The following is a 21,947-nucleotide window of genomic DNA, read 5'->3' on the forward strand; positions in this document are numbered from 1 at the left end:
GAGCCTAGTTTTCGAGGGCGAAGGTTTCAAGTATCATGCGCGGCCTCGGAGTTCACCGCGATGATGAACCGACCCGAAGGTGCCGCGCCGGGCGCGGACGACCTGACCGCCGCACTCGGTGACCCGGATCCCGGCCGTCGGCGCGCGGCGTTGGAACGGGCCGGCGCGGAGCTCGCCTCCGGCCGGCGCCCCCGCCCGCCCGACACCGGCTGGGTGAATCTGCACTACCACACCTGCTACTCCTACAACCCGAACGGCTGGACCCCCTCGCAGATCGCGTGGCTCGCGCTGCAGCGCGGACTGCACGCGGCCGGCATCGTGGACTTCGACGTGCTCGACGGTGTGGACGAGATGCTCGCCGCCGGCGCGATCCTCGACCTGCGCACCACCGCCGGGCTCGAGTGCCGCGTGTACGTGCCCGCCCTCGCCGCGCACGAGATCAACTCACCGGGCGAGCCCGGCATCGCCTACCACATGGGAATCGGCTTCGCCGCCTCGGAGGTGCCCGCCGCGCTGCGACCGTTTCTGCGGCGGTTACGCGAGATCTCCGAACGGCGCAACCGCGAGCTGGTGCGCCGCGTGAACGCGTACCTGTCGCCGGTCGAGCTGGACTACGATCGCGACGTGCGACCGCTCACGCCGGCCGGCAACGCGACCGAGCGGCACATTTGCCTCGCCTACGCGCGTAAGGCCCGCCACCTCTTCGGCGGGGAAGCTTCGCTGATCGCCTTCTGGAGCGAAAAACTCCGCTGCGACGCTTCGGAACTCGAGCCGCCGGAGGGCGTGCCGCTGCAGAACCGGATCCGCGCGGTGACGATGAAGGCCGGCGGTGTCGGCTACGTGAAGCCCGACAGCGGCTCGTTCCCGACGATCGAGCAGACCAACCGCTTCTTCCTGGACGCCGGCGCGATCCCGCTGGCCACCTGGCTCGACGGCACCTCGCCGGGCGAGCGCTCGCCGGATGAGCTGCTCGACTTGCACCTGGCCGGCGGCGCCGCCGGCGTCAACATCATCCCGGACCGCAACTACCGCGCCGGCGTGCTGGACGAGAAGCTGCGCAACCTGCGCCGGATCGTCGAGGCGGCGCTCGCGCGGGAGATGTTCCTGGTCGCCGGCACCGAAATGAACAGCCCGGGCAACAAGTTCGTGGACGACTTCCACACCGAAGAGCTGCGCCCGCTGCTGCCGCACTTCGTGCGCGGCGCACACATCGTCTACGGCCACACCGTGTTGCTCCGGCACGCGGGCCTGGGCTACACCGGCGAGTGGTCCGCACGAGCGTTTGCGTCACGGGCCGACCGCAACAACTTCTACGAAACGGTCGGCCGGCTCGTGCCCCCCGCACGCGCCGCCGAACTGCTGCGCAACCTCCCCGCCGCGCGCGGTCCCGGCGCGGTGCTGGACACGATCCTACACGCGCTCGGCTGCTGCGCCGCCGGCTGACCCCGCCCACCGTTCACGGCGCCCAGAGCATCAGCAACTGGGGACCCAGACGGCGGGCCGCGGGGCCGACCGTCGCACCGAACAGCTCGCGCAGAAAGAGCGGACGGTCTTCGTAGCGGATCACCCGCACCGTCTCGACCCCCAATTCCCGCGCGGTGGCCGCGACCGCCTCCTCCCAGAACCCGATCTCGTCAACCATCCGCCGCGCGCGCGCATCCGCGGCGGTGAACACCGTCCCGTCCGCCAAGCTGCGCACCTCCTCCACCGGCAGGTTGCGCCCCTTCGCCACCAGCTCGCAGAACCGGCGGTGGCAGTCGTCCACAATCCGCTTCAGAATCTCCAGGTGGTTGGTGTCCACCGGCCGGAATGGGTTCATCAGGTCCTTGTTTTCGCCCGACTTCACGACCGCCGCGTCGACCCCGAGCTTGCGCGCCAGCTCATGCCAGTTCAGGCTCTCGAACAGCACGCCGATCGACCCGACGATCGCGGTCGGTTGTGCGACGATCCGGTCGGCCGCGACCGCGACGTAGTAGCCGCCCGATGCGGCCAGGTCCCGCACCAGCGCGACCACGCGGCGGTCCTCGCGCGATTCGCGGAAGCGCCGAAGCGCGGCGTGGATCTCGTCGCAGGGCGTCACCGCACCGCCGGGCGAGCTGACGTCCAGCAGGATCGCGCGCACGTGCTCGTCGTTCGACGCCGCGCGGATCTGCCGCAGCACGCTCTCCACGAGGTCGCCGCCGGCAAAGAACCCAACCGAACCGCGGAAGATCGGCCCATCCAGCCGAATGCACGCCACCTTCGTCGTGCCGGAGCCGTACGACCAGCGCTCGCGCAGCCGCGGAAACTCGTCCTCCCCGCCGCGCTGCCCGATCCAGCGAGCGGCCGGCGCACCGGCCAGCTCGGCGACGCGTCGCTGGCCTGCAACCACGATCAGCGCGACCACCGCGACCACCGCCACCGTCCACGGCAACCAGCAGCGGCGCGGTCGCGGCAGCGGCGGCGGCTGACCCGGCGGCACCGCCGGCGAAGGGGGAGAGATTTCTGTGTTCATCGCACCCGCATGATGCGCCGCGCGCACCCGCGGCGCAATCCCGGCCGCGAGCGCCGCAGGCCGCGGCTTTTCCGCCCCTGCCCTCCCGCGGTAGCATGCAAAGCCGGAACGCCTGCACCCGATGCCCAACGCAACCCACCGCCGGATGTGCGCCGCGCTGGCGCTGGCCGCCGCGCCGCTGCCGACCGACGACGGTTACCGCGGTATCTGGTACTTCAACCAGCCGACGCGCGACGAGTACCGCTACAAGTACAGCGGCGGCATGGCCACCTATCCGCAGCAGCACGTCCCGATCGCGATCTACTGCGCCGAGGTCCGCAAAACCTTCTTCGTGTACGGCGGCACCACCGCCCGCGCCCCCGGCGACCGCCAGGAACTGCTGCACATGATCTCATACTTCGACCACGAAACCGGCCGCGTGCCCCGCCCCCGCATCCTCCTCAACAAACACACCGACGACGCGCACGACAACCCCGTCCTCTCCGTGGACGCCGCCGGCCACCTCTGGATCTTCTCCGCCGCGCACGGCACCGCCCGGCCCGCGTTCATCCACCGCAGCCGCCGCCCGTACTCCATTGACGAGTTCGAACGGGTGGCGGTCACGAACTTCTCCTATCCACAGCCGTGGTACGTGCCGGGTGACGGCTTCCTCTTTCTCCACACCCGCTACCGCGGCGCGCGCGAGATCAGCCCCGCCGCAATCCGCTGCCTCTTCTGGAGCACCAGCCCGGATGGCCGCAGCTGGGCGGAGCCGCGGCTGCTGGCCGCGATCGAACAGGGCAACTACCAGATCAGCTGGGGCGATGGCCGCCGCATCGCCACCGCCTTCGATTACCACCCGCAACCCGTCGGCCTCAACGCGCGCGCAAACCTGTACTACCTGGAAACCCGCGACTTCGGCCGTTCCTGGCAGACCGCCGACGGGCGCACCGCCGACCTTCCGCTCACCCGGCCGGACAATCCCGCGCTCGTCTACGACTCGCGGCGCGACCGCCGGCTGGTCTACCTGAAGGACCTCGCGTTCGACACCGACGGCCGCCCCGTGGTGCTCTACCTCACCAGCGCCGGCTACGAGCCTGGCCCCGCCAACGATCCGCGGCAGTGGTGGGTCGCGGTCTGGACCGGCCGCGAGTGGCGCCATCATCCCGTCACCCGCTCGCTGAACAACTACGACCACGGCTCGCTCTACCTCGAGCCCGACGGCACCTGGCGGATCATCGGCCCGACCGAACCCGGCCCCCAGCGCTACAATCCGGGCGGCGAAATGGCGATGTGGGTGAGCACCGACCGCGGCGCAACGTGGCGCCGCATCCGCGAACTGACACGTGGCAGCCCACGCAACCACAACTACGCGCGCCGCCCGCTACACGCCCACCCGGACTTCTACGCGATCTGGGCCGACGGCCACGGGCGCGAACCGTCCGAATCGCATCTGTACTTCACCGACCGAGAGGGCACGCGCGTCTGGCGCTTGCCGCCCGTGATGTCCGGCGAGTTTGCGGAGCCGGAGCCGATGCCGGTCACACCCTGATCGCGCCGCGGCGTCCAATCCTTGGAACGCGAACAGCCGGGCACGTCCAACCCTTGGAGACTCCCGCCGCGGCAAACAGCTGGGCGGCACGCCCGGCGCGCTCACCTCACCGCTTCTCCGAGGCCGCCGGCAGGCTCTGCCCCGGCGATCGTTGACGCGCAGGTCTCTCGCGACGCCCCGTCCGCCCCAGCGCGCGCCATCCCGTGGGCACCGGCGAGCGATCCGGTGCTCTCCCGGCCGGTTCTCCCCTCGCAACTCGGTGCGCTCGCCGCGCCGCCGGGTGTGCGGGGCGCACAGTCTGGCAACGACGACTGGCCGCCGGCGCTCACCGGCTACGAACCGTTCCGGCGCGGCGTCGCCGCCCGTCGGCCACCGGCCAGAGGGCGTTCGCGGAGGTGCTAGAGCCGCTGGCGAGACGCCCGCGCGGCGCGGTCATCCGCACCGGCCGGCGAAACGTGGAGCCCTCGCTCGACGATACGTTCGGGTCCGCTCGGTTGATCCTCGGAACGGGCTGGCCGGTGGGGGAGACCACCGCATCGGATGCCATCGCCGTTGCACCGGCGCGCTGCGCACAGCGCTTGGCGCGGCCAAGCGCGGCGATGGTATCCCCCCGCGGGAGCCACCGCTCGCGAGGGCGGGTCGCGTTCGGTATGGTGGGGGGCATGGGCGCAGCACGAACGCGTCGCCGCCGCCTCCGCCGCGAGACCCTGGCGGTGCTCGCGGTGCTGCTGGCCAGCGGCGTGGTGCTGTGTGTGAGCGCGGCGCGCATGCCGCTGTGTCGCGAGCAGGAGCTGCGCGTGGCGCTGACCGCGCGCACGATGGCGCAATCCGGCGGGTGGCTGCGGCCGGAGTACCGCGGCACCCCGCGCTACCAAAAGCCGCCGTTGATGTACTGGCTGACCGCGCTGACCTATCGGGCGGCGAGGACGACGCGCGTGGCAGCGATCGCGCGGCTTCCCGGCCTCGCGTTCGCGCTGGGGCTGCTCGCGCTGATCTACGCGGGCGGCCGGAGGCTGGTGGGACGCCGCGGTGCGGCACTGGCGACGGCGTTTGCGGCCGGGTCATATGCGATGCTGCGGTTTGGCTTCCGCGCGGAGGGCGACATCGCCCAATCATTCTGGACCGCCGCGGCGGTGTTCGGCGCCGGGCATGCGCTGCGCGCTCCCCCGCGAGCGTGGTGGTGGTGGCTGGCCGCGGGCGCGGCGGCAGGCGCGGGCATGCTGGCCAAAAGCCCCGCGCCGCCCGCGATTCTGCTGCTGACGGCGGCCTCCGCGGCGGCGCTGCACGCGCCGCTACGCCGCGGCCTCGCCCAGGGCCTGCTCCTGGCGATCGCCGGCGCCGCCGCGCTCGCGCTGCCGTGGTACGCGGTGGCGCTGTTCGGCCCTGCGAGCGAGGCGGCGGGCCGTGCCCTCGCCAGTGAAATGTCCGCGCTCATGCGCCGGCCGACTCATCCGGGCCCGTGGTTCTACTACCTCTACGCGCTGCCGGCCGCGCTGGCGCCCTGGAGCCTGGCACTGCCGGCCGCGCTCGCGCGGCTGGCGCGCCGGGTACGCGGACGCGCGCGCGAGGCGTTGCTGGCCGGCTGGCTACTGGCGGCGCTGTTGTTGCTTTCCGCGATGCGCAACAAACAGATCCACTACACGACCCTGCTGTTGCCGCCCGCCGCGCTGGCGCTGGGCGGCTGGGCGGCCCGCGTGCGCACCCGGCGTGCGGCGGGGGCGCTCACGTTCTACGGCCGCGCGATCGCGCTCACGCTGTTGCTGGCCGGCACCGTGTCCGCGGTCGCGGCGCCCGCGCTGCGCGCCGCCGGCTGGCCCACCGCGATTGCACTGGGCCTTGCGCTTACGGTGGCCGGCACCGCCGCTTGGCGCGCCGCCGAGCACGCGCCCCACATCCCCGCCCCGGCCGCGCTCGCCGGCATCTTGCTCGCCGCGCTGACGTTGAGCGGCCCCTGGGCACCATGGATCGAAAACGAACACATCCTGGTACCGTTTGCGAACCGGCTCGCGGAGCGGCTGAGCGCGGAGACGACCGTCTGGGTCGCCGGCGACGATGACGGTGCACTCGAGTTCCACCTCGGCCGGCCCGTTCGCACCGCGCCCGCATTCGAGACCGCGTGGGCGGCGGCCGCACCCGGCGACGTGGTCGTCGTGGCCGCGACCGACCATGCCCAGCGGTTCCCGGACAGGCCCGCTCCGCTCTGCGAGGTCCGCCATCGCGCGCATCGCGTGGCGGCCTACCTGCGCGCCCCCGCCACCCTCCGCGCGCCGCGCTGAGCAGCGCCGCCCGGCTCGTCAGCAGGCCGCCGGCCGGGTAGCATCGGGCGCTCGTACACGGCACCGGAGACCCGAACATGTTTGATCTGCAATCGCGTTTCGCACGGCGCATCGGCGGCGCGTCGTTCGGCGAATCGAACGCGATCTACAAGTTCGAAAAGATCAAGCGCGCAAAGGCCGCCGCGCTCGCGGCGCGGCCGAACGTGGAGCTGCTGGACTTTGGCGTCGGCGAGCCAGACCAGATCGCGCCGGCCCCGATCCGCGAGGCGCTGAAGCTGGCGGTGGACGACCCCGCCAACCGCGGCTACGCGGACAACGGCATCCGCGAGTTCCGCGTCGCGGCCGCGCGCTACATGGCCGAGTTCTTCGGCGTGCGCGACCTGGACCCCGACCGCCACATCAACCACAGCATCGGCTCGAAGTCCGCGCTCGCGATGTTGCCGCTGTGCTTCGTGGACCCGGGCGACGTGGTGCTCGCCACCGTGCCCGGCTATCCGGTGATGGCGACCCACGCGCGATACCTCGGCGCGCGCATCGTGCCGGTGCCGCTCCGGGAACAGAACGGCTTCCACCCGGACCTCGATGAGATCGCGCCGGCGGATGCGGACGCGGCGAAGCTCTTCTACGTGAACTATCCCAACAATCCGACCGGCGCGGCGGCGACGGACGAACTGTTCGACCGGCTCATCGAATTCGCCCACCGCCACAATGTGTTGATCGTGCACGACGCCGCCTACGCGACGCTCGTCTATGACCAACCGCGACGATCGATCCTTTCGCGTCCCGGCGGCCTCGAGTGCGCGATCGAGCTGCACTCGATGAGCAAGTCCTACAACATGACCGGCTGGCGGCTGGGGTTTGTCGCCGGGCCGGCCCGCGCGGTGCAGGCGTTTGCGGAGGTGAAAGACAACACCGACTCCGGCCAGTTCAAAGCGATCCAGCGCGCCGCCTGCGCGGGCATCGCCGACCTCTCGCTGGCGGAGGCGATCCGCGAACACTACCGCCGCCGGCTGGTGCGGCTGGTGGAGGTGCTGCGCGGCGCCGGCTTCGAGGCGCAGATGCCGGGCGGCACGTTCTACCTGTACGTGCGCGCACCGCGCGGCGCGGGGCCCACCCGCTTCGCGACCGCGGAGGAGGCCTCGCAGTATCTGATTCGCGAGCACTCCGTCTCCACCGTGCCGTGGGACGACGTCGGCGCGTATTTGCGATTCTCTGCGACGTTCGAGGCGCGAGACGAGGCCGACGAGTCGCGCGTGCTCGACGAGCTCGGCCGCCGGCTGCGCGCCGCGCGGCTGTGGTTCTAGGGAGTGGCGCCGGTGGCGGTCTTTTCGCTGGGCTATCCGGAAGCGCTGGAGCGGGCCTGGCTGCGGCTGGCCATGCGCGCGACCGGCGCCACATCGCCGGAGGACGCCTGCGACCGGCTCGCGCGCGCGGCCGCCGAACTCTCCGATCGCTTCACCACCGACCGCGAAGCCGGATTCGGCGGATACGGCCGCGATGCGCGGCTGACCGCCGCCTATGGGCTGTTCTTTTTCCCTCGCACCCACGTTCGCGCGCGGCTCGTGTTGGCGGAGTGTGCGACGGTCGCCTCCGAGACCACGTGGTTTCGACTGCGCCGGCCGGACGTTCTCATTGCGGACATCGGCGCCGGCACCGGTGCGGCGGGGCTGGCCGCGGTGGACATCGTCCGCGCGCTTCGCCCCCGCGCCCGATGCCGCCTCCTCGCCTGTGACCAGCACGCCGGTGCACTGGACCGACTCGTCGGCCTCGCGCGCGAACTCGGCAGCCGCCGTAATCCGGTGGTGGTGCGCGCGCCCGCCGACGCGACCGTGTGGCTACCGCCGGAACCGGTGGACATCGCGATCGCCGGCTTCTCACTGAACGAGATGTTTGAAACCGCGTCGGACGCAACGGTGCTGGAGTGGATGCGACGGCACATCGAACAGCTGCGGCCCGGCGGATGGCTGGTGCTGCTGGAACCGGCGACCCGCGCCTGCGCCGTGCGGATCGAGCGTCTGCGCGACGCGCTCGCCGTGCGCGACGATCTGCGAATCCTCGCCCCTTGCCCCCACCACCGACCCTGCCCGATCCTCGCGCTGGGCCGCTCCAACGTGTGGTGTCACGAGGTCCGGCGCTGGAACGTGCCGGCCAGCCTGCGATGGATGAACCGCCGGCTACATCGCGACATCGGAGTGCTCTCGTACTCCTTTCTGGCGGTCGAGCGCGCCCCCGCACCGGCCGCCTCCTCCGACCCCTCCAGCGGCCGGCTGGTCGGCCCCGTGCGCCACACCGGCGGCCGCATCCAGTCGTGGCTGTGCGCCGCGGACGGCTCGATGCGCTCCTGCGAAGTGCTCACGCGCCATCTCGAGCGCGCGCGGACCAAACGCCTGCTCGAGCAGCTCGAACGCGGCGCGCGCGTGCGTCTGATCGGCGCCGAACTGATCGGTGACGGCCGCATTCTGCGCGGACGCGACTTCGAACTGGCCAGCGGCCCGGACTGATCGGCCGCGCGGCTGGCCGCACGCGCGGGTCTTCGGTAGAGTGCAATCCGCCCCCCACGGGGGGTTGAGGAGAGCCGCGATGATCCGAATCCGCTTCGCCGGGTCGGCGGCCGTTCTGTTGCCGGTGGCTCTCGTCGGCGCCGCCGGGACCTCCCCGCCGCTGCCGCCACCGCGCGCATGGCTGCAGTACGAAGTGATCCTCTGGGTCGGCGAGAGCGCGCACAGCGACCCCTCACGCTGGCCGCTGTTCCTGCAGCGGTTGCGCGAGCTGGGCGCGACCGCCGGCATGGTGCACGGCCGTGCCGCGCCGGACCCGTGGGTGGCCGCGGGCGTGCGGTACTACGTTGAGAACGTCGTCAACCGCGGCCTCTGCCTCAAATGGAACTCGTCCGTGCGGGACTGGAATGCGTTCATCAACCGCTGGATGGCGACCCGCGACCCCGCCGCGTTCGTGCGCGAGTACGGACTTTATGATCCCGAGTGGCGCGCCTGGGCCCGCCGCGAGGCGCGCGAGAGCGCCCGCCGCCATGCGCCGCACTCGCCGCTGGCCTACAACCTGCGCGACGAGCTCTCGATCACCATCTCCGCAAATCCGTTCGACTACGACTGGTCCGGCCCCACCCTCGAAGCGTTTCGCGCGTGGCTGCGCAACCGGTACACCGATCTGGACGCGCTGAACCGAGCGTGGGCAACCCGCTTCCCGGACTGGTCGGCGGTCCGTCCCTTCTCCACCGACGAGATCAAACACCGGATGGTCTCCGGCGCCGACCACCCGCAGGGGGCACCCGACTGGTCCGCGCTGGCGCGCGTCGTGTTCCGGGCGGAGGAAGCGCGCCGGACGCCCCGGCGGTGGAATTTCGCGCCGTGGTGCGAGTTCCGCACTTTTCTCGACCAGACCTGGGCCGAGCTGCTCGACGAGCTGCGCCGCGAGATGCGCGCGGTCGATCCCCTCACACCGGTGGGCATCGAGGGCACGCAGATGCCGCACGCGTTCGGCGGCTTCGACCTCGAGCGGCTGGCGCGTGCGGTGGACTGGGCGGAGCCCTACGACATCGGCGCCGCGCGCGCGATCTTCGGCTCGTTCATGGAGGATCGGCCGCTGCTGAGCACGATCGGTGAGGCGGACGAAGCGACCGCGCGCCGTCGTTTGTGGCGTCTGCTGCTGGAGGGCGACCGCGGCTGCATCCTCTGGTGGAGCGAGGACTGTCTGCAGTGGGACGCGCCCGATCTGCCGCTCACGCCGAAAGGTCGCGCGCTGGCCGCGGCGGTGCGGCCGCTGCGGGGCCCGCTCACGGAGCTGTGGCTGCGCGCGACGCCGGAATGGGACCCGATCGCGATCCACTATTCGCAGCCCAGCATCCAGGTGAACTGGCTGCTGGAGTCCACGGTGGACGGCCGCACCTGGCCGCGCCGCTTTTCCAGCTACGAGGCGCAGCACAACCGGCAGGCCGCGCTCCGGGTGCGATGGCTCTCCGCTCTGCGCGCCGCCGGCTGGAGCCCGCGCTTCCTCGCGTCTTCCCAGATCGAGGCCGGTGAGCTGCTCCGCGGCCGCTGGCGCGCGCTGGTGATGCCGGGGTCTTGGGCGATGTCGGACCGGGAGCTCGCAGCGCTGCGCGAATTTACCGCCGCCGGCGGACGGCTGATCTACGACGGCGAGCCCGCCGCCTGGGACGAGCGCGGACGGTTGCGCGAGACCGCGGCGATGCCGCCACAAAGCTCGGATCCGCCGCCCGATCCGGTTGCGCACTTGGCGGATCTTGCCCCACCGCTGCGCGTCGAGGGCGGCGGGCCGGTCGCAGTGTTCCGCCGCCGGCTCGACGCGGTGCGGCTCGTTGGCCTCAGCCCGGAAACCGGCGCAACGATGGGCGAGGACCTCACCATCACCGAGCGGGCCGCGGCAGACGCCACCGAGGTTGAGGTGGTCTTCGCGCAGCCGCTGCACGCCGCGGATCTTCGCACCGGCCGTCGGTTCGGCCGGGTCGACCGCCTGCGGCTGCGGCTGGACCCCGCGGAGCCGCCGTTGCTGGCGGTCAGCGATGCGCCACTGCCGGAGGCCAGCGACTTGGTTGGCGCGCTGCTCGGTCCCGCCTCGGGCCCGAGATGATCCGGTCGCCGCCGTGGGCGACGCAATCTAATCCATGCGACGCTGCGGGTCGGGCAGCACGAACACAAAGTGGGATTCGGCCGTCGTGCCGTCCGGCTTCGGCTCCAGCAGCGTGACCAGCACGTGGAGGTTGTCCGGATAGTCTTCGATCGGTCGGGTGCCGTAGTAACGCTGGCGGTTCCCGTGCTCGTCCGGCGTCTGGCGATACAGCGTGTCGAAGAGCTCGCCCTCCGCGGTGTACACGCGCACCTGCTCGATGCGGTCGCTGTACGCTGCCGGAAAGACCAGCTTCAGCGTGCCGCGGCTGTTCTCCGGGTTGTTCACAAAGCCGCCGGGTCCGTCGGCGAGGTTGCGCCGCTCGACGTGGCTCAGAAAGGTTGCGGCGTTTTCATCGGCGACCGGCGGAACATTGCCCTGGCCGGGCTCAAACTCACAGCCCAGCAATAGCACGATAAGGATGGGCGCTGTGATTCGGATCGTTGTCTGCATTGCATGATCTCCTGAGCCGCGGCGGCTGTTAGTACAGTCCGCCGATCGTGAGCTGCACGAACGGTGCCTCGTCCACATCCAGCGGCGTGCCGCCGTTGGTGAAGTCAATTTCGCGGGCGAACACCACCCCGCCGACCAGCGAGAGCCGCACGACGCGGGCGATGTCCCATTCGAGGCCCAGCCACGCGCGAGCCTCGCGGAACTGTACCCGCTCACGAGGGTCATCCGGCATGTCGTACTCCGGCCAGCGCCGGTACCATCCGCCCATCACAAACCGCAGTCCGTCCGGATCGCCCACTGCAAATTTCGTCTCGGGATAGCCGAGCTCGAGCCGCAGATGGGGGCCCGGCCGCCAGACAAGACCCGCCTGCGGGTCCACCACCACGTCGAAGCCCGGATACGCCGTGGCGCCGAGCAGAATCGCCCATTCGGGCGAGGGCGCCTGCACCAGCGTCAGGCCCGCAGGGCATCCGAGCGCGCGCGCGCTCAGCCCGTCAAACGTCGTGTAGAGCCCCGGCGAGGCGTGCACGATCGAGCCAAATCCGCCCAGATACCGCTGCTGCCACGCCACTCGCAGATATCCTCGGTGCAACAGATAGAACGAAGTGCCCTCGCCATAGCCCTCCAGCGTCTGCACCGCCCAGTGGCCGCTCAGCAGCACGTCCGCGCCAAGGTCGTTTTCCCAGTACCACAGATCGCCGCCGACCTCGAACTCGGCCACTCCCATTTCGCGGGCACCCCGCTCCGAGAGCGCCGCCCGCCCGACGTAGCCGGCGGAGCCCTGCACAAACTGCGCCGGCGGCACGTCGAGCACCGGGCAAACCATCTCCGCCGCCCGACTGCTCGCGACCGCCGCGACGGCGCCGATAACCCACCACCATCCACCTCTCACGCTGCGACCTCCACACCCTGGCGACCGGAGAACTGCGCGCCGGGCGCGCGCATATTGTGCAGCCTCATTGCCGCCGTCAAGCCCGGCACCAGAAAACGCATTGCCCCGCCACCGCTCGAGCCTATGCTAGGCGCGATGAACCCGTCCGATGCCGGCGAGCCGATCCGGCCGTTGCCCGCTGCCGCCGCCGCACTCGTGAGCGCGGCGGGAATGTGGGCGGTCGTCGCCCAGACGGTGCTGTTTCGCGCCTTTTTCGAAACGGTCGAGGGCAGCGAGTTCGGCGTTGCTGCATTCTTCGCCGCGTGGCTGATGTGGGTCGCGGTCGGCGCGGCGGCGGGCCGCGGGCTGGCGCGCCGGTCGCCGTCGTGGCCCGCGGTCGCGCTCGCCGCGCTCGCCCAGCTGCCCGCCACGGCGCTGCAGGTTCTCCTCACGCTCAACCTTCGCCCCCTGGCCGGTGTCTCGCCACACGAGCTGTTCCCGATCGTGCGGCTGCTGCCACTGGCCTGGGTGGTCAATGCGCCGGTCAGCTTCGTCACCGGATTGGTGTTCACCGCCGCCTGCGGTGTCGCGCGGCTCGGGGGCGGACGCTCCGTCGCGCGCGTCTACCGGCTCGAGGCGCTCGGCGCGGCGGCCGGTGGCCTGGGCGCGACCCTTGCGCTGAGCGCCGGCTGGGCGGAGGAACGGCTGGCGCTCGCCGGGATGGCACTGCTGGCGGCAGCCGCCGCGTTCGCCAGCGGGCGCGGTGCGCGTTGCGCTGCGCCGGCGGCGCTGCCGCTGGCCGCGGCGCTCACGGTCGCGCTGAGGCTCGACCAACAGCTCACCGAGCGGCGCGACCGGTTCGTATGGTCGCGCCTGCTGCCGGTCTCCGCGTTCCGGGGACGCTTCGCCACCGGCCAGGCCACGTACCGGTTCGGTGAACGGGAGGGGGCGTGGATCGCGCAGTCCCGCGAGTCGATCGTCGAAACCGTCGGCGCCGGCGACCACGCCGCCGCAACCGCCGCGATCTACCTTTCCACCGTGCCGACCGCTCGCCGCGTGCTGGTGGCCGGTCCGGACACGTACGGGCTGGCGCTCGCGCTGCTGCGCCTGCCGAGCATCGAGCGCGTCGTCTGGGCGCCTCCCGATCCCGGTTTCGCGCGCGCGTGGCCCGCGCGTCTGCCACCGCACCTGCGGCCGGATCCCGCGCGGATGGTCGCGCTGGAGGGGGACCTACGCGCATGGCTGGCCGCGACGAAGGAAAGGTTCGACCTCATCGCGATCGAGGCGGGCCCGCCACTGACGCTCGCCGATCACCGGCTCCTGACCGCAGAGTTCCTCGCGCTGGTCCGCGCGCGGCTGACGGAGGGCGGCGTGGCGGGGCTGCGATTCCCCGGCGGTGCGGCCTACCTGGGGCCCGAGCTCTCGCGACTGGGCGCGGCGCTCGCAGCGACCGCCGAGGGAGTCTTCCGGCACGTACTCCTGCAGCCCGGCGATGAAAGCCGCTGGTTGATGACCGATCGGATCTCGGGTTTCGCCCCGCCGCTGCGGCTGGCGCGACTGTACGCGGCGATCCCGGGCGCGGAACGCCTTGCGCCGGCGGATGTCGTCACTGCGGCATTCCCGCCCGAGCGCGCGGAAGCACAGCTCGCCCGCTACGCGCAATGGCGACGACGCATCGGCGACGACGCGCTCAGGCTGAGCGACGCGCGGCCGGCGGCGCTGATTCCGGCGCTCGCGCTCGGGCTGCGGCAGGCGGGCCATCCGCGTGCGGCGGCGGTGTGGAGCAGGTCGGTGCGGCCGGCCGCGCTGGCGCTGATTGCCGCCATGCTGGCCGCCACCGCGCTGCGGCTGGCCGCCCGTCGCCGCGGGCGTGATGCCGCCGCGCCGGTGCCGCTGGGCGAAGCGGCGCTGATGATTGGGGCGACTGGCGCGGCGGGAATGACGGGCGCGCTCGCCGTGATGCTGGCCTGGCAGACGCACCACGGTAGCCTGTTCCTTCACGTCGGTGCGCTGTCGGCGCTCTATATGACCGGCGCGTGGGTGGGCGCGTCGGCGGGCGAGCGCATCTGGATGCGCGGCGGTCCAATGCCCTCTCGGCCGCCGCTGTGGCTGGTGCTCGCGCTGCATCTGGTCCTGCTCGCATCGCTCGGTCGTGCGGAGGGACGGCTGCCGCAGTCGGCGCTGGCCGCTGCCTCCGCTGCGCTCGGCGCACTCGGCGGCGCATACGTCCCCTTCGCCGCCCGCCGGCTCGCCGGCCGCCTGCCGGAAGTGTCCGCCGGTGCAATCCTCGAGCTGTTCGATCACCTCGGCGGGATGCTCGGCGCGCTCGTCTCGGGGCTGGTGGTGATCCCGGCGCTGGGGCTGGGCGGTTGGGCCGGGTGGGCCGCCGCGCTGCTCACCGCCGTGCTGCCCGCCTCGCTCCCCGCGCCACCTGTCCGCCGGCCAGTGGATGACACCGCCGACGTCGTCGCGCGGCGCATCGGTGCGGTCGCCGGCTGGTGGTTCCTCGTCGCGGCGGTGTTCACGCTCGCATGGCGCGCGGAACCGGGCGGCGACACCGGCGAGGCGCTGGCGGCCGCAGCCCGCGCGCTGCTGCCCGACCGCGAGCTGCGCCCCCAGACGTGGAGCACTCCGGACGGCCGCCGCATCCGCGGTTACGTGGCCGGCCCCGCCAGCTCGCCCGAGGCGTGGTGCTTCTCCACCGCGGATGTCGCCGCGACGGTGCCTGGCTACGCAGGCCCGATCGAACTGGCGGTCGCGCTCGATCGCGACGGCGCGATCCTCGGCGTGCGCGTGCTCCGGTCCCGCGAAACGCCGCGCTATTTCGAGCGGCTGCAGCACTGGTGGGGCGCGCTGCGCGGCTGGCGCATCGCGGATCCGGGCGCACCACCACCGGTGGACGCGGTCAGCGGCGCAACGGTCTCGTCCCGCGCGGTGCTCGACACGCTGCGCGAAGCGGGGCCCCGTTTCGCGGCGGCCGTACAGCTGCGCGGCGCGCACGAAACCGCCGCGAACCGCACCGCCCGCATCCCCCACCAGACGCTCACGCTTGCGGCGTTCGCGCTTGGCGCGCTCGTGCTGCGCCGAGCGCCGGCGCGGCGGCATATCCGCATCCTCGCGCTCGCGGCGACGGCCGCGGTGCTGGGGCGCTGGCTGAACGTGCAGTTGTCGGTGGCCCACCTGCGGGTCTGGCTGGAGTGGCCCTGGCCGGCACCGGGCTGGAATCTCGCATGGGTGTTGCCGGTTGCGGTACCGCTGCTGGTCGCGCTCGTCGGCAACGTTTACTGCGGCTGGCTGTGCCCGTTCGGCGCAGTGCAAGAGCTGGCCGCGGCGCTGCGGCCCCGGCGCTGGCGACCGCCGCCGGCCGCCGCATGGCGGGAGGCGCGGTGGGTGAAATACGCGCTGCTCGGCCTGGCCGCGACGGCGATGCTGGCGGCGCCGACAGCGCGCCTCGAGGACCTCGACCCGCTCGCGCTCGCGTTTGCGCACGACCTGTCACGGCCTGCCGGCGCGGCGGTGCTGACGCTGATCGCGATCTCATGGTTCGTACCGCGGTTCTGGTGCCGCGCGCTCTGCCCCACCGGTGCGTGGCTTGCAGCGGTCGCCGCGCTGCGGCCGCTCGAGCGGTTCTGGCCCGCGGTTCGCCCCCGCGCCTGTGAGTTCGGCGTGCGGGCGCGCACGGATCTGGACTGTCTGGCCTGCGATCGCTGCCGCGACGATGCCGCGGAGCTCGTCGCCGCCGCTCCCGTCTCGGTCTGGCGCCGCTGGCTGGGCGCAATGACCGCGATCGCGCTGATGGCGATCGGCGGGGCCGCGCGGCACCGCCCTGACACATGGACCGCTGCCACGGCGGCGCCGACGGCAGAGGCCGAACATCCCGCGCGCCGCGGTGGCACTGCGCTCGACGAGGACACGTTGCGCCGGATCCGCGAGCGTCAGCGCGCGGGGCATTTGTCCGACCGAGAAGCGATGTACTATTCCCGGCTGGGGCCGCCCGAAGGCTCCGACACAGCGTCACCGCCGCGGCCACGGTGGCGGGGCGGCCGTCCGGCCCCGGAGGAACCGACGCCACCATGAGACGACACGACTGGCTGGGCGCGATCCTTGTGATCGTTGCGGCTGGCGGCTGCGAGGCCGACGATGCCCCCCCGCTGCCCGACGGCGGTGCATACATTCGCGGCGTAATCACCGCCGTTGAGCGCGATCGCGTCAGGATTGAAGAGAATCCGCGCGAGCCTTCCGGCTCGCAGAAGGCGGTGCTGCGGGTCACCGCGCACACCGTGCTGCGCTGGCGCGGGAGCGGCGCACCGGCGACGCTCGCCGATCTGCGCCCGGGGCGAACGGTCCGCGCTTGGGTCACCGGCCCGGTTGCGGAGTCCTACCCCGTTCAGGGCACCGCCGCGAAGATCGAGATCGAGTAGCGACGGCGGTTCAGGGGCGCTGATCCATCGGCACGAACGGGCGCGCCGTCTCGCCCGTGTACAGCTGGCGCGGACGTCCGATCTTCTGCGCGGGATCCCGGCGGTTCTCCATCCAGTGCGCGATCCAACCCGGCAGCCGGCCGATCGCGAACATCACGGTGAACATGTTCGTCGGGATGCCCATCGCGCGGTACGCGATGCCGGTGTAGAAGTCTACGTTCGGGTAGAGGTGCCGCTCCTGGAAGTACGGATCCTGCAGTGCGCGCTCCTCCAGCTCCATCGCGACCTCCAGCACCGGATCGTTGTGCATGCCGAGCCGCGCGAGCAGCTTCGTGCACGCGTCCTTCGCGATTCGCGCACGGGGATCGTACGTCTTGTAAATACGGTGACCGAACCCCATCAGCCGGTGCTTCGGGTCGCCCTTCTTCGCGCGCTCGATCACCTTGTCCACGCGGCCGCGGTCCTCCCGCAGGATCCGCTCCAGCATTTCGATCACTGCCTGGTTCGCGCCGCCGTGGAGCGGCCCCCACAGCGCACAGATGCCTGCGGAGATCGAGGCGTACAGGCTGCTGCCCGCGCTGCCGACGATGCGCACCACCGAGGTCGAGCAGTTCTGTTCGTGGTCCGCATGAAGGATCAGGAACAGATTCAGCGCCCGCACGACGACCGGATCCGGCCAGTAGTCGTTCACCGGCGAGGAGAACATCATGTTCAGAAAGTTCTCGCAGTAGCTCATCCGATGGCTCGGATAGACGAACGGCTCGCCGATCGACTTCTTGTAGGAAAACGCCGCGATCGTGCGCAGTTTCGACAGTAGCCGCGTCGCGGTGATGTCGAGCGGCTCGTCCGGGTCTTGCTGCTCGATCTCGGGATAGAACGAAGAGAGCGAGACGACCATCGCGGAGAGGACCGCCATCGGATGCGCGTGTTCGGGGTAGTTCAGGAAGAATGCGCGCATGTCCTCGTGGATCATCGAGTGGCGGTTCATCAGGTCCGAGAACCGCTGCCACTCGCGGCGGTTCGGCAGCTTGCCGAGAATCAGCAGGTGCGCCACCTCGAGGAACACACAGTGCTCGGCGAGGTCCTCGATCGCGTAGCCGCGGTGCCGCAAAATGCCGCGCTCGCCGTCAATGTAGGTGATGTCGCTGGTGCAGGCGCCGGTGTTGACGAAGCCCGGATCCAGCGTGATCAGACCGGTGTCGCGCCGCAGCGTGGAGATGTCCACCGCGACCTCGCCCTCGGTGCCCCGGCGCACCGGATAGGTCCAGCTCCGCCCGCCCCACGTTAGCCGGACGTGATCCTCGCTGGTGGACGGAGCACTGGTCGAGCGGCGGCGCGCACCCATCCGGACCGCCCTCCGCTCAGACCGCCGCGGCGCCCACCCGCCGGAAACAGCTCATGCACACCTTGCGGGTCACCCACGAGGTGCCCTCGCGAACACGCACCTTGCGTAGGTTCGGCAGAAAACGGCGACGCGTCACCGCGGTGGTGTGCATGCCGATGCCGCCCTTTTTCTTCGCCAGACCGTGCCGGACAATGCGATTGCCCGTCACCGGTTTCTTTCCGCACAGCTCGCAGACTCGTGCCATGGCCGTCGCGCTCCTGCGTGACTTTCGAACAAGTCCGCCAGTCTACCCTCGCTCGGGAGAGCCGGCAACCCCATCGCTCCGCTCAGCCGGGCAGCGCCACGAGGTCCTCCGGCGCCACTGCCAGCCACACCTCCATCATCTCCCCTTCCCGTGCACGCACGGTGGGACGCAGCTCCACGACTTCGAAAAGCACCGTCGCCTCTCCCCGGCCCACTTGCACTTCGTGGCGCACCGTCTCGCCCAGCCATACCGACCTCACCAGCCGCGCCGCGAACACGTTCGGCCCCTCCACCGCGACGCGGTCCGTCAGAAGGCGGCACGCTTCCGGTCGCACGCACAGCGTCACGACCCGCCCCTCCGCCGGATAGTTGACTCCACATGAGGCCAGCACCGTCCCCACCGGCGTTTCGACCCGCAGCGCCCCTCCGCTGCGGCCGACAATGCGACCCTCCAGAAAGTTCGCCGCACCAAGAAACCGGGCGACGAAACGGTTCGCGGGCCGCGCGTATACCTCCTCCGGCGTCCCGCACTGTTCCAGCCGGCCGTCCCGGAGCACGGCGAGCCGGTCGGCGATCGCAATCGCTTCCCGCTGATCGTGCGTGACGTACAGTGTGGTCAGTCCGGCCTCGCGACAGAGCCGGCGGATTTCGCCGCGCATCTCAAGGCGCAGTTGCGCATCCAGGTTCGAGAGCGGCTCGTCGAGCAGCAGGCACCGCGGCTCCGCCGCCAGCGCGCGCGCCAGCGCGACCCGCTGCTGCTGGCCGCCCGAGAGCTCCGCCGGTCGTGCGTCCGCCCGGTCGGCCAGCCGTACCCGCTCCAACGCTTGCATGGCGCGACGCCGCACCTCCGCCGCAGACCGGCGCTGGACCCGCAGCGCAAACGCGACATTTTCGAACACGGTCATGTGCGGCCACAGCGCGTAGGACTGGAAGACCATCGCAGTACCGCGCAGGTGGGTCGGGCGGTCGGTGATATCCGCGCCGTCCAGTCGGATGCGACCCGCATCTGGGCGGCAGAGCCCGGCGACGCATCGCAGCAGCGTCGTTTTGCCGCAGCCGCTGGGCCCCAACAGAAAGAAGAGCTCCCCCGGCTCGATCTTCGCAGAGACTTCGTCGAGCGCCACGCGGCCGCCAAACCGTTTGGTCAGGCCCTCAATCGCCAGCGGAGCGGGCATCGGGGGTGGTTCCCGGCAAGCGCGCGGCCGACCTTTCGGAATGGTGCTCGGGGGGGGATTCGAACCCCCACGCCTTGCGGCACATGCCCCTCAAACATGCGTGTCTGCCGATTCCACCACCCGAGCACCGGGCTTCATGGACGCCGCAAATGAGCCTAGCCCAGCCGGCCGGCAGGCGCAAGGCGCGGCGGTGCGCCGGTGTTCACCTCGGCGCGGCTCCCTCCCTTGCCAGCTGGGCCAGCGCCGCGTCCGCCAGAACCAGGGCCGCCATCGCCTCAACAATCGGCACCGCCCGCGGGACCACACACGGGTCATGCCGACCCCCGGCCTCCAACACCGTCGGTTCGCCGTCGAAACGCGCGGTGGTCTGGGGCCGGCCGATCGTCGCGGGCGGTTTGAACGCGACCCGAAACACGATCGGTTCCCCGTTCGATACCCCTCCCTGGACCCCTCCACTGCGGTTCGTCGCGGTGCCGAGCCGGCCGCCCTTCCAAACAAACAGGTCGTTGTGCTGCGAGCCCCGCAGCCGCGCGCCCTGAAAACCGGAGCCGATCTCGAACCCTTTCGTCGCCGGTATCGAGAGCATCGCCTGGGCGAGCCGCGCCTCCAGCTTCTCAAACACCGGCTCGCCCCAGCCGGCCGGAACCCCGCGGCACACACAACCGATAACACCACCCACCGAGTCCCCCTCCTCCCGCGCCGCGCGCACCGTCGCCGCCATCGCCTCCGCGGCCGCCGCATCGGGACAGCGCGTCGGATGCGCATCCACCTGCGCGCGACTGAGCGTCTCCACCGCCGGTTCCGGCGCGGCCACCTCGCCGATCGCAGCCACCCAGGCAACGATCTCGACATCAAACCGACGGCGCAGCCAGGTCTCCGCAACCGCGCCGGCGGCCACCCGGCCGATGGTTTCCCGCGCACTGGAGCGCCCGCCACCGCTGGACGCATGAATGCCATACTTCGCCAGATACGTGAAATCAGCGTGGGATGGGCGCGGTGCCGCGCGCACCGCGGCATAATCGCCCGGCCGCATGTCGCGATTGGCAACCACCAGCGCGATCGGCGTGCCGAGCGTCAGACCATTCTCCACACCGGAGAGTATCGAAACCCGGTCCGGTTCATTCCGCGGCGTCGCGAGGTCGCTTTGGCCCGGCCGCCGCCGGTCGAGCTGCGGTTGGATGTCCGCCTCCGACAGCGGCAGCCGGGGAGGACAGCCGTCCACGACGCAGCCCACGCCGCCCCCGTGCGACTCGCCAAACGTCGTTACGCGAAACCAGGTGCCGAACGTGCTGGACATCAGCGCTCTCCGCTCACCGGCCCCTCCGACGCTGCCGGGCGGTTCGTCAACGTGTCGAGCGCGGCGGCACGCGCCGCTTCCGCCTGCGATCGCGCCGCGCGTACACGGCGGAGAAATTCGAGATTCTTCCTCACCTCGGCCTTCGTCTCCGGGTCCCCCGCGACCTCGAGCGCCCGCTCTTCGACTTCGATCGCCGCGTCGGTGAGGCCGCTGAACTGCAACACGATCGCGAGCGTGTCGAGAATCGAAGCATCGCGCCCGCCGGTGAGCTCCACCGCCCGCCGGGCGGCGCGAATTGCCACCTCCGCATCCCGCATTTCCAGCGGCAGCGGCGAGGGCGCCGCGAGCGTCCAGGCCAGGTCATTCAGTTCCCGCGGCGCATCCGCGAACACCTCGAGCAAGCGCCGCTGGTGCTGCCGCACCCCGTCGAGATCGCCGGTTTGGGCCAGCAGCCCCATCCGCAGATGGTGCAACTCCATCCGCCGTGGCTCCTCCCGCAACATCTGATCCACGATGCCGAGCGCCTTCGGAAAATCCTGCGCCTGCAGCGCGCCGGCCAGAAGCTCCTGCTGCTGGTCGCGCTGTTGCCGCCGCGCAGGGCTGTAGCCGCCTTGCACCAGCTCCGCCAGCACATCCCGGAGGCCATCCATCGGATGTCCAGCCCAGACGATCACGCCGTTGGTGTCGACCACAAACGCGTGCGGAATCCCTTCCACATCGCGGAACCACGCCTCGGTGGAGGTCCGCTTCGGGTCAATCGCGATCCGATAGTTGAGCTTCAGTGACTCGACGAACGGGCGCACCTTCGCCTCGTCCTCATCGGTCAGGCCCACAATGACCACGCCGCGGTCCTTGAATTCCGCGTGCAGCTCGTTCAGATGCGGCGCGGTCACCCGGCATGGCCCGCACCACGTCGCCCAAAGCTCGACGACATACCGCGTTTTCCCGTCGGGCTTCGAGGGTTGAACTGCATCGCCGTTGAGCCAGACTGCGACGCCATCGAGCGGCGGGGCGCGGTCGCCAATGTCGAGGGCCAATGCCGTCCCCGCACCGAGCGCGGCGATCACAAGCGGACGAAGCGATGTGTGCATGCCTCCACTATCCCAGAACCCGCCGGCGACGCAAGACGGCGGAACGCCGCCCCTCGTGCCTTCGCGGCTGATGTGCTTGCCTTCGGATCGGCTGACCCGTACCGTAGCG

General features: G+C 71.3%; 16 protein-coding genes and 1 tRNA gene. 8 read left to right on the forward strand and 9 right to left on the reverse strand.

Features of this window, described 5'->3' with window-relative positions:
* Positions 1–60: 60 nt before the first annotated feature.
* Entirely contained in the window at positions 61–1,443 is a 1,383-nt protein-coding gene (locus N2652_05940) for a hypothetical protein (protein MCX7818735.1), read from the forward strand.
* A gap of 13 nt (positions 1,444–1,456) precedes the next feature.
* Here N2652_05940 and sppA read toward each other — a convergent pair whose 3' ends face one another.
* Entirely contained in the window at positions 1,457–2,494 is a 1,038-nt protein-coding gene (gene sppA, locus N2652_05945) for a signal peptide peptidase SppA (GenBank protein ID MCX7818736.1), read from the reverse strand.
* Positions 2,495–2,615: 121 nt separating this feature from the next.
* On the opposite strand from sppA, the gene N2652_05950 reads away from it, so the two are divergent.
* The 5 genes from N2652_05950 to N2652_05970 all read left to right on the forward strand — a co-directional run bounded on the left by N2652_05950 (position 2,616) and on the right by N2652_05970 (position 10,906).
* A complete protein-coding gene (locus tag N2652_05950) occupies positions 2,616–4,025 on the forward strand; it encodes a BNR repeat-containing protein (GenBank protein ID MCX7818737.1) in 1,410 nt (469 codons plus the stop codon).
* Positions 4,026–4,687: 662 nt separating this feature from the next.
* Positions 4,688–6,301 (forward strand): glycosyltransferase family 39 protein, encoded by a 1,614-nt coding sequence (locus N2652_05955; GenBank protein ID MCX7818738.1) that lies wholly within the window; start codon positions 4,688–4,690, stop codon positions 6,299–6,301.
* Positions 6,302–6,378: 77 nt separating this feature from the next.
* Positions 6,379–7,605 (forward strand): aminotransferase class I/II-fold pyridoxal phosphate-dependent enzyme, encoded by a 1,227-nt coding sequence (locus N2652_05960; GenBank protein MCX7818739.1) that lies wholly within the window; start codon positions 6,379–6,381, stop codon positions 7,603–7,605.
* 12 nt (positions 7,606–7,617) lie between these two features.
* Positions 7,618–8,802: a hypothetical protein gene (locus N2652_05965; GenBank protein ID MCX7818740.1), complete on the forward strand. Its 1,185-nt coding sequence runs from the start codon at positions 7,618–7,620 to the stop codon at positions 8,800–8,802.
* Between the two features lie 79 nt (positions 8,803–8,881).
* Positions 8,882–10,906 carry a beta-galactosidase gene (locus N2652_05970; protein MCX7818741.1) on the forward strand — a complete coding sequence of 675 codons (2,025 nt, stop codon included), beginning with the start codon at positions 8,882–8,884 and terminating at the stop codon, positions 10,904–10,906.
* Positions 10,907–10,933: 27 nt separating this feature from the next.
* On the opposite strand, the gene N2652_05975 is transcribed toward N2652_05970, so the two are convergent.
* Both N2652_05975 and N2652_05980 read right to left on the reverse strand, forming a co-directional pair.
* Positions 10,934–11,395, reverse strand: coding sequence for a hypothetical protein (locus N2652_05975; GenBank protein MCX7818742.1), 462 nt, complete (start codon positions 11,393–11,395; stop codon positions 10,934–10,936).
* A gap of 28 nt (positions 11,396–11,423) precedes the next feature.
* On the reverse strand, positions 11,424–12,287 hold the full coding sequence (locus tag N2652_05980; protein MCX7818743.1) for a hypothetical protein: 864 nt from the start codon (positions 12,285–12,287) through the stop codon (positions 11,424–11,426).
* Positions 12,288–12,422: 135 nt separating this feature from the next.
* On the opposite strand from N2652_05980, the gene N2652_05985 reads away from it, so the two are divergent.
* Together N2652_05985 and N2652_05990 are read left to right on the forward strand one after the other, a co-directional pair.
* A complete protein-coding gene (locus tag N2652_05985; GenBank protein ID MCX7818744.1) occupies positions 12,423–16,343 on the forward strand; it encodes an FMN-binding protein in 3,921 nt (1,306 codons plus the stop codon).
* Entirely contained in the window at positions 16,340–16,687 is a 348-nt protein-coding gene (locus N2652_05990; GenBank protein MCX7818745.1) for a YobA family protein, read from the forward strand. The genes N2652_05985 and N2652_05990 overlap by 4 nt, the downstream gene beginning before the upstream one ends.
* A gap of 10 nt (positions 16,688–16,697) precedes the next feature.
* Here N2652_05990 and N2652_05995 read toward each other — a convergent pair whose 3' ends face one another.
* The 6 genes from N2652_05995 to N2652_06020 form a co-directional block, all read right to left on the reverse strand.
* Entirely contained in the window at positions 16,698–18,032 is a 1,335-nt protein-coding gene (locus tag N2652_05995; protein ID MCX7818746.1) for a citrate synthase, read from the reverse strand.
* Positions 18,033–18,048: 16 nt separating this feature from the next.
* Positions 18,049–18,276 (reverse strand): 50S ribosomal protein L28, encoded by a 228-nt coding sequence (gene rpmB / locus N2652_06000; protein MCX7818747.1) that lies wholly within the window; start codon positions 18,274–18,276, stop codon positions 18,049–18,051.
* Positions 18,277–18,358: 82 nt separating this feature from the next.
* Complete coding sequence (locus tag N2652_06005) at positions 18,359–19,450, reverse strand: ABC transporter ATP-binding protein (GenBank protein MCX7818748.1); 1,092 nt, start codon at positions 19,448–19,450, stop codon at positions 18,359–18,361.
* Positions 19,451–19,491: 41 nt separating this feature from the next.
* Positions 19,492–19,576: transfer RNA gene (locus tag N2652_06010), tRNA-Leu, on the reverse strand.
* A gap of 76 nt (positions 19,577–19,652) precedes the next feature.
* On the reverse strand, positions 19,653–20,747 hold the full coding sequence (aroC, locus tag N2652_06015) for a chorismate synthase (GenBank protein MCX7818749.1): 1,095 nt from the start codon (positions 20,745–20,747) through the stop codon (positions 19,653–19,655).
* A complete protein-coding gene (locus tag N2652_06020) occupies positions 20,747–21,838 on the reverse strand; it encodes a redoxin domain-containing protein (GenBank protein MCX7818750.1) in 1,092 nt (363 codons plus the stop codon). Before N2652_06020 ends, aroC begins: the two co-directional genes overlap by 1 nt.
* Positions 21,839–21,947: the final 109 nt, after the last annotated feature.

The organism is Kiritimatiellia bacterium (genome assembly GCA_026417735.1).
Taxonomy (GTDB): Bacteria; Verrucomicrobiota; Kiritimatiellia; order PWTM01; family PWTM01; genus CAACVY01.

Excerpts from the sequence above, each read along its gene's own strand:
- N2652_05940 (MCX7818735.1), top strand. The coding sequence starts at position 61 with ATGATGAACCGACCCGAAGGTGCCGCGCCGGGCGCGGACGACCTGACC.
- sppA (MCX7818736.1), bottom strand. The coding sequence starts at position 2,494 with ATGAACACAGAAATCTCTCCCCCTTCGCCGGCGGTGCCGCCGGGTCAG.
- N2652_05950 (MCX7818737.1), top strand. The coding sequence starts at position 2,616 with ATGCCCAACGCAACCCACCGCCGGATGTGCGCCGCGCTGGCGCTGGCC.
- N2652_05955 (MCX7818738.1), top strand. The coding sequence starts at position 4,688 with ATGGGCGCAGCACGAACGCGTCGCCGCCGCCTCCGCCGCGAGACCCTG.
- N2652_05960 (MCX7818739.1), top strand. The coding sequence starts at position 6,379 with ATGTTTGATCTGCAATCGCGTTTCGCACGGCGCATCGGCGGCGCGTCG.
- N2652_05970 (MCX7818741.1), top strand. The coding sequence starts at position 8,882 with ATGATCCGAATCCGCTTCGCCGGGTCGGCGGCCGTTCTGTTGCCGGTG.
- N2652_05975 (MCX7818742.1), bottom strand. The coding sequence starts at position 11,395 with ATGCAGACAACGATCCGAATCACAGCGCCCATCCTTATCGTGCTATTG.
- N2652_05985 (MCX7818744.1), top strand. The coding sequence starts at position 12,423 with ATGAACCCGTCCGATGCCGGCGAGCCGATCCGGCCGTTGCCCGCTGCC.
- N2652_05990 (MCX7818745.1), top strand. The coding sequence starts at position 16,340 with ATGAGACGACACGACTGGCTGGGCGCGATCCTTGTGATCGTTGCGGCT.
- N2652_05995 (MCX7818746.1), bottom strand. The coding sequence starts at position 18,032 with ATGGGTGCGCGCCGCCGCTCGACCAGTGCTCCGTCCACCAGCGAGGAT.
- rpmB (MCX7818747.1), bottom strand. The coding sequence starts at position 18,276 with ATGGCACGAGTCTGCGAGCTGTGCGGAAAGAAACCGGTGACGGGCAAT.
- N2652_06005 (MCX7818748.1), bottom strand. The coding sequence starts at position 19,450 with ATGCCCGCTCCGCTGGCGATTGAGGGCCTGACCAAACGGTTTGGCGGC.
- aroC (MCX7818749.1), bottom strand. The coding sequence starts at position 20,747 with ATGTCCAGCACGTTCGGCACCTGGTTTCGCGTAACGACGTTTGGCGAG.
- N2652_06020 (MCX7818750.1), bottom strand. The coding sequence starts at position 21,838 with ATGCACACATCGCTTCGTCCGCTTGTGATCGCCGCGCTCGGTGCGGGG.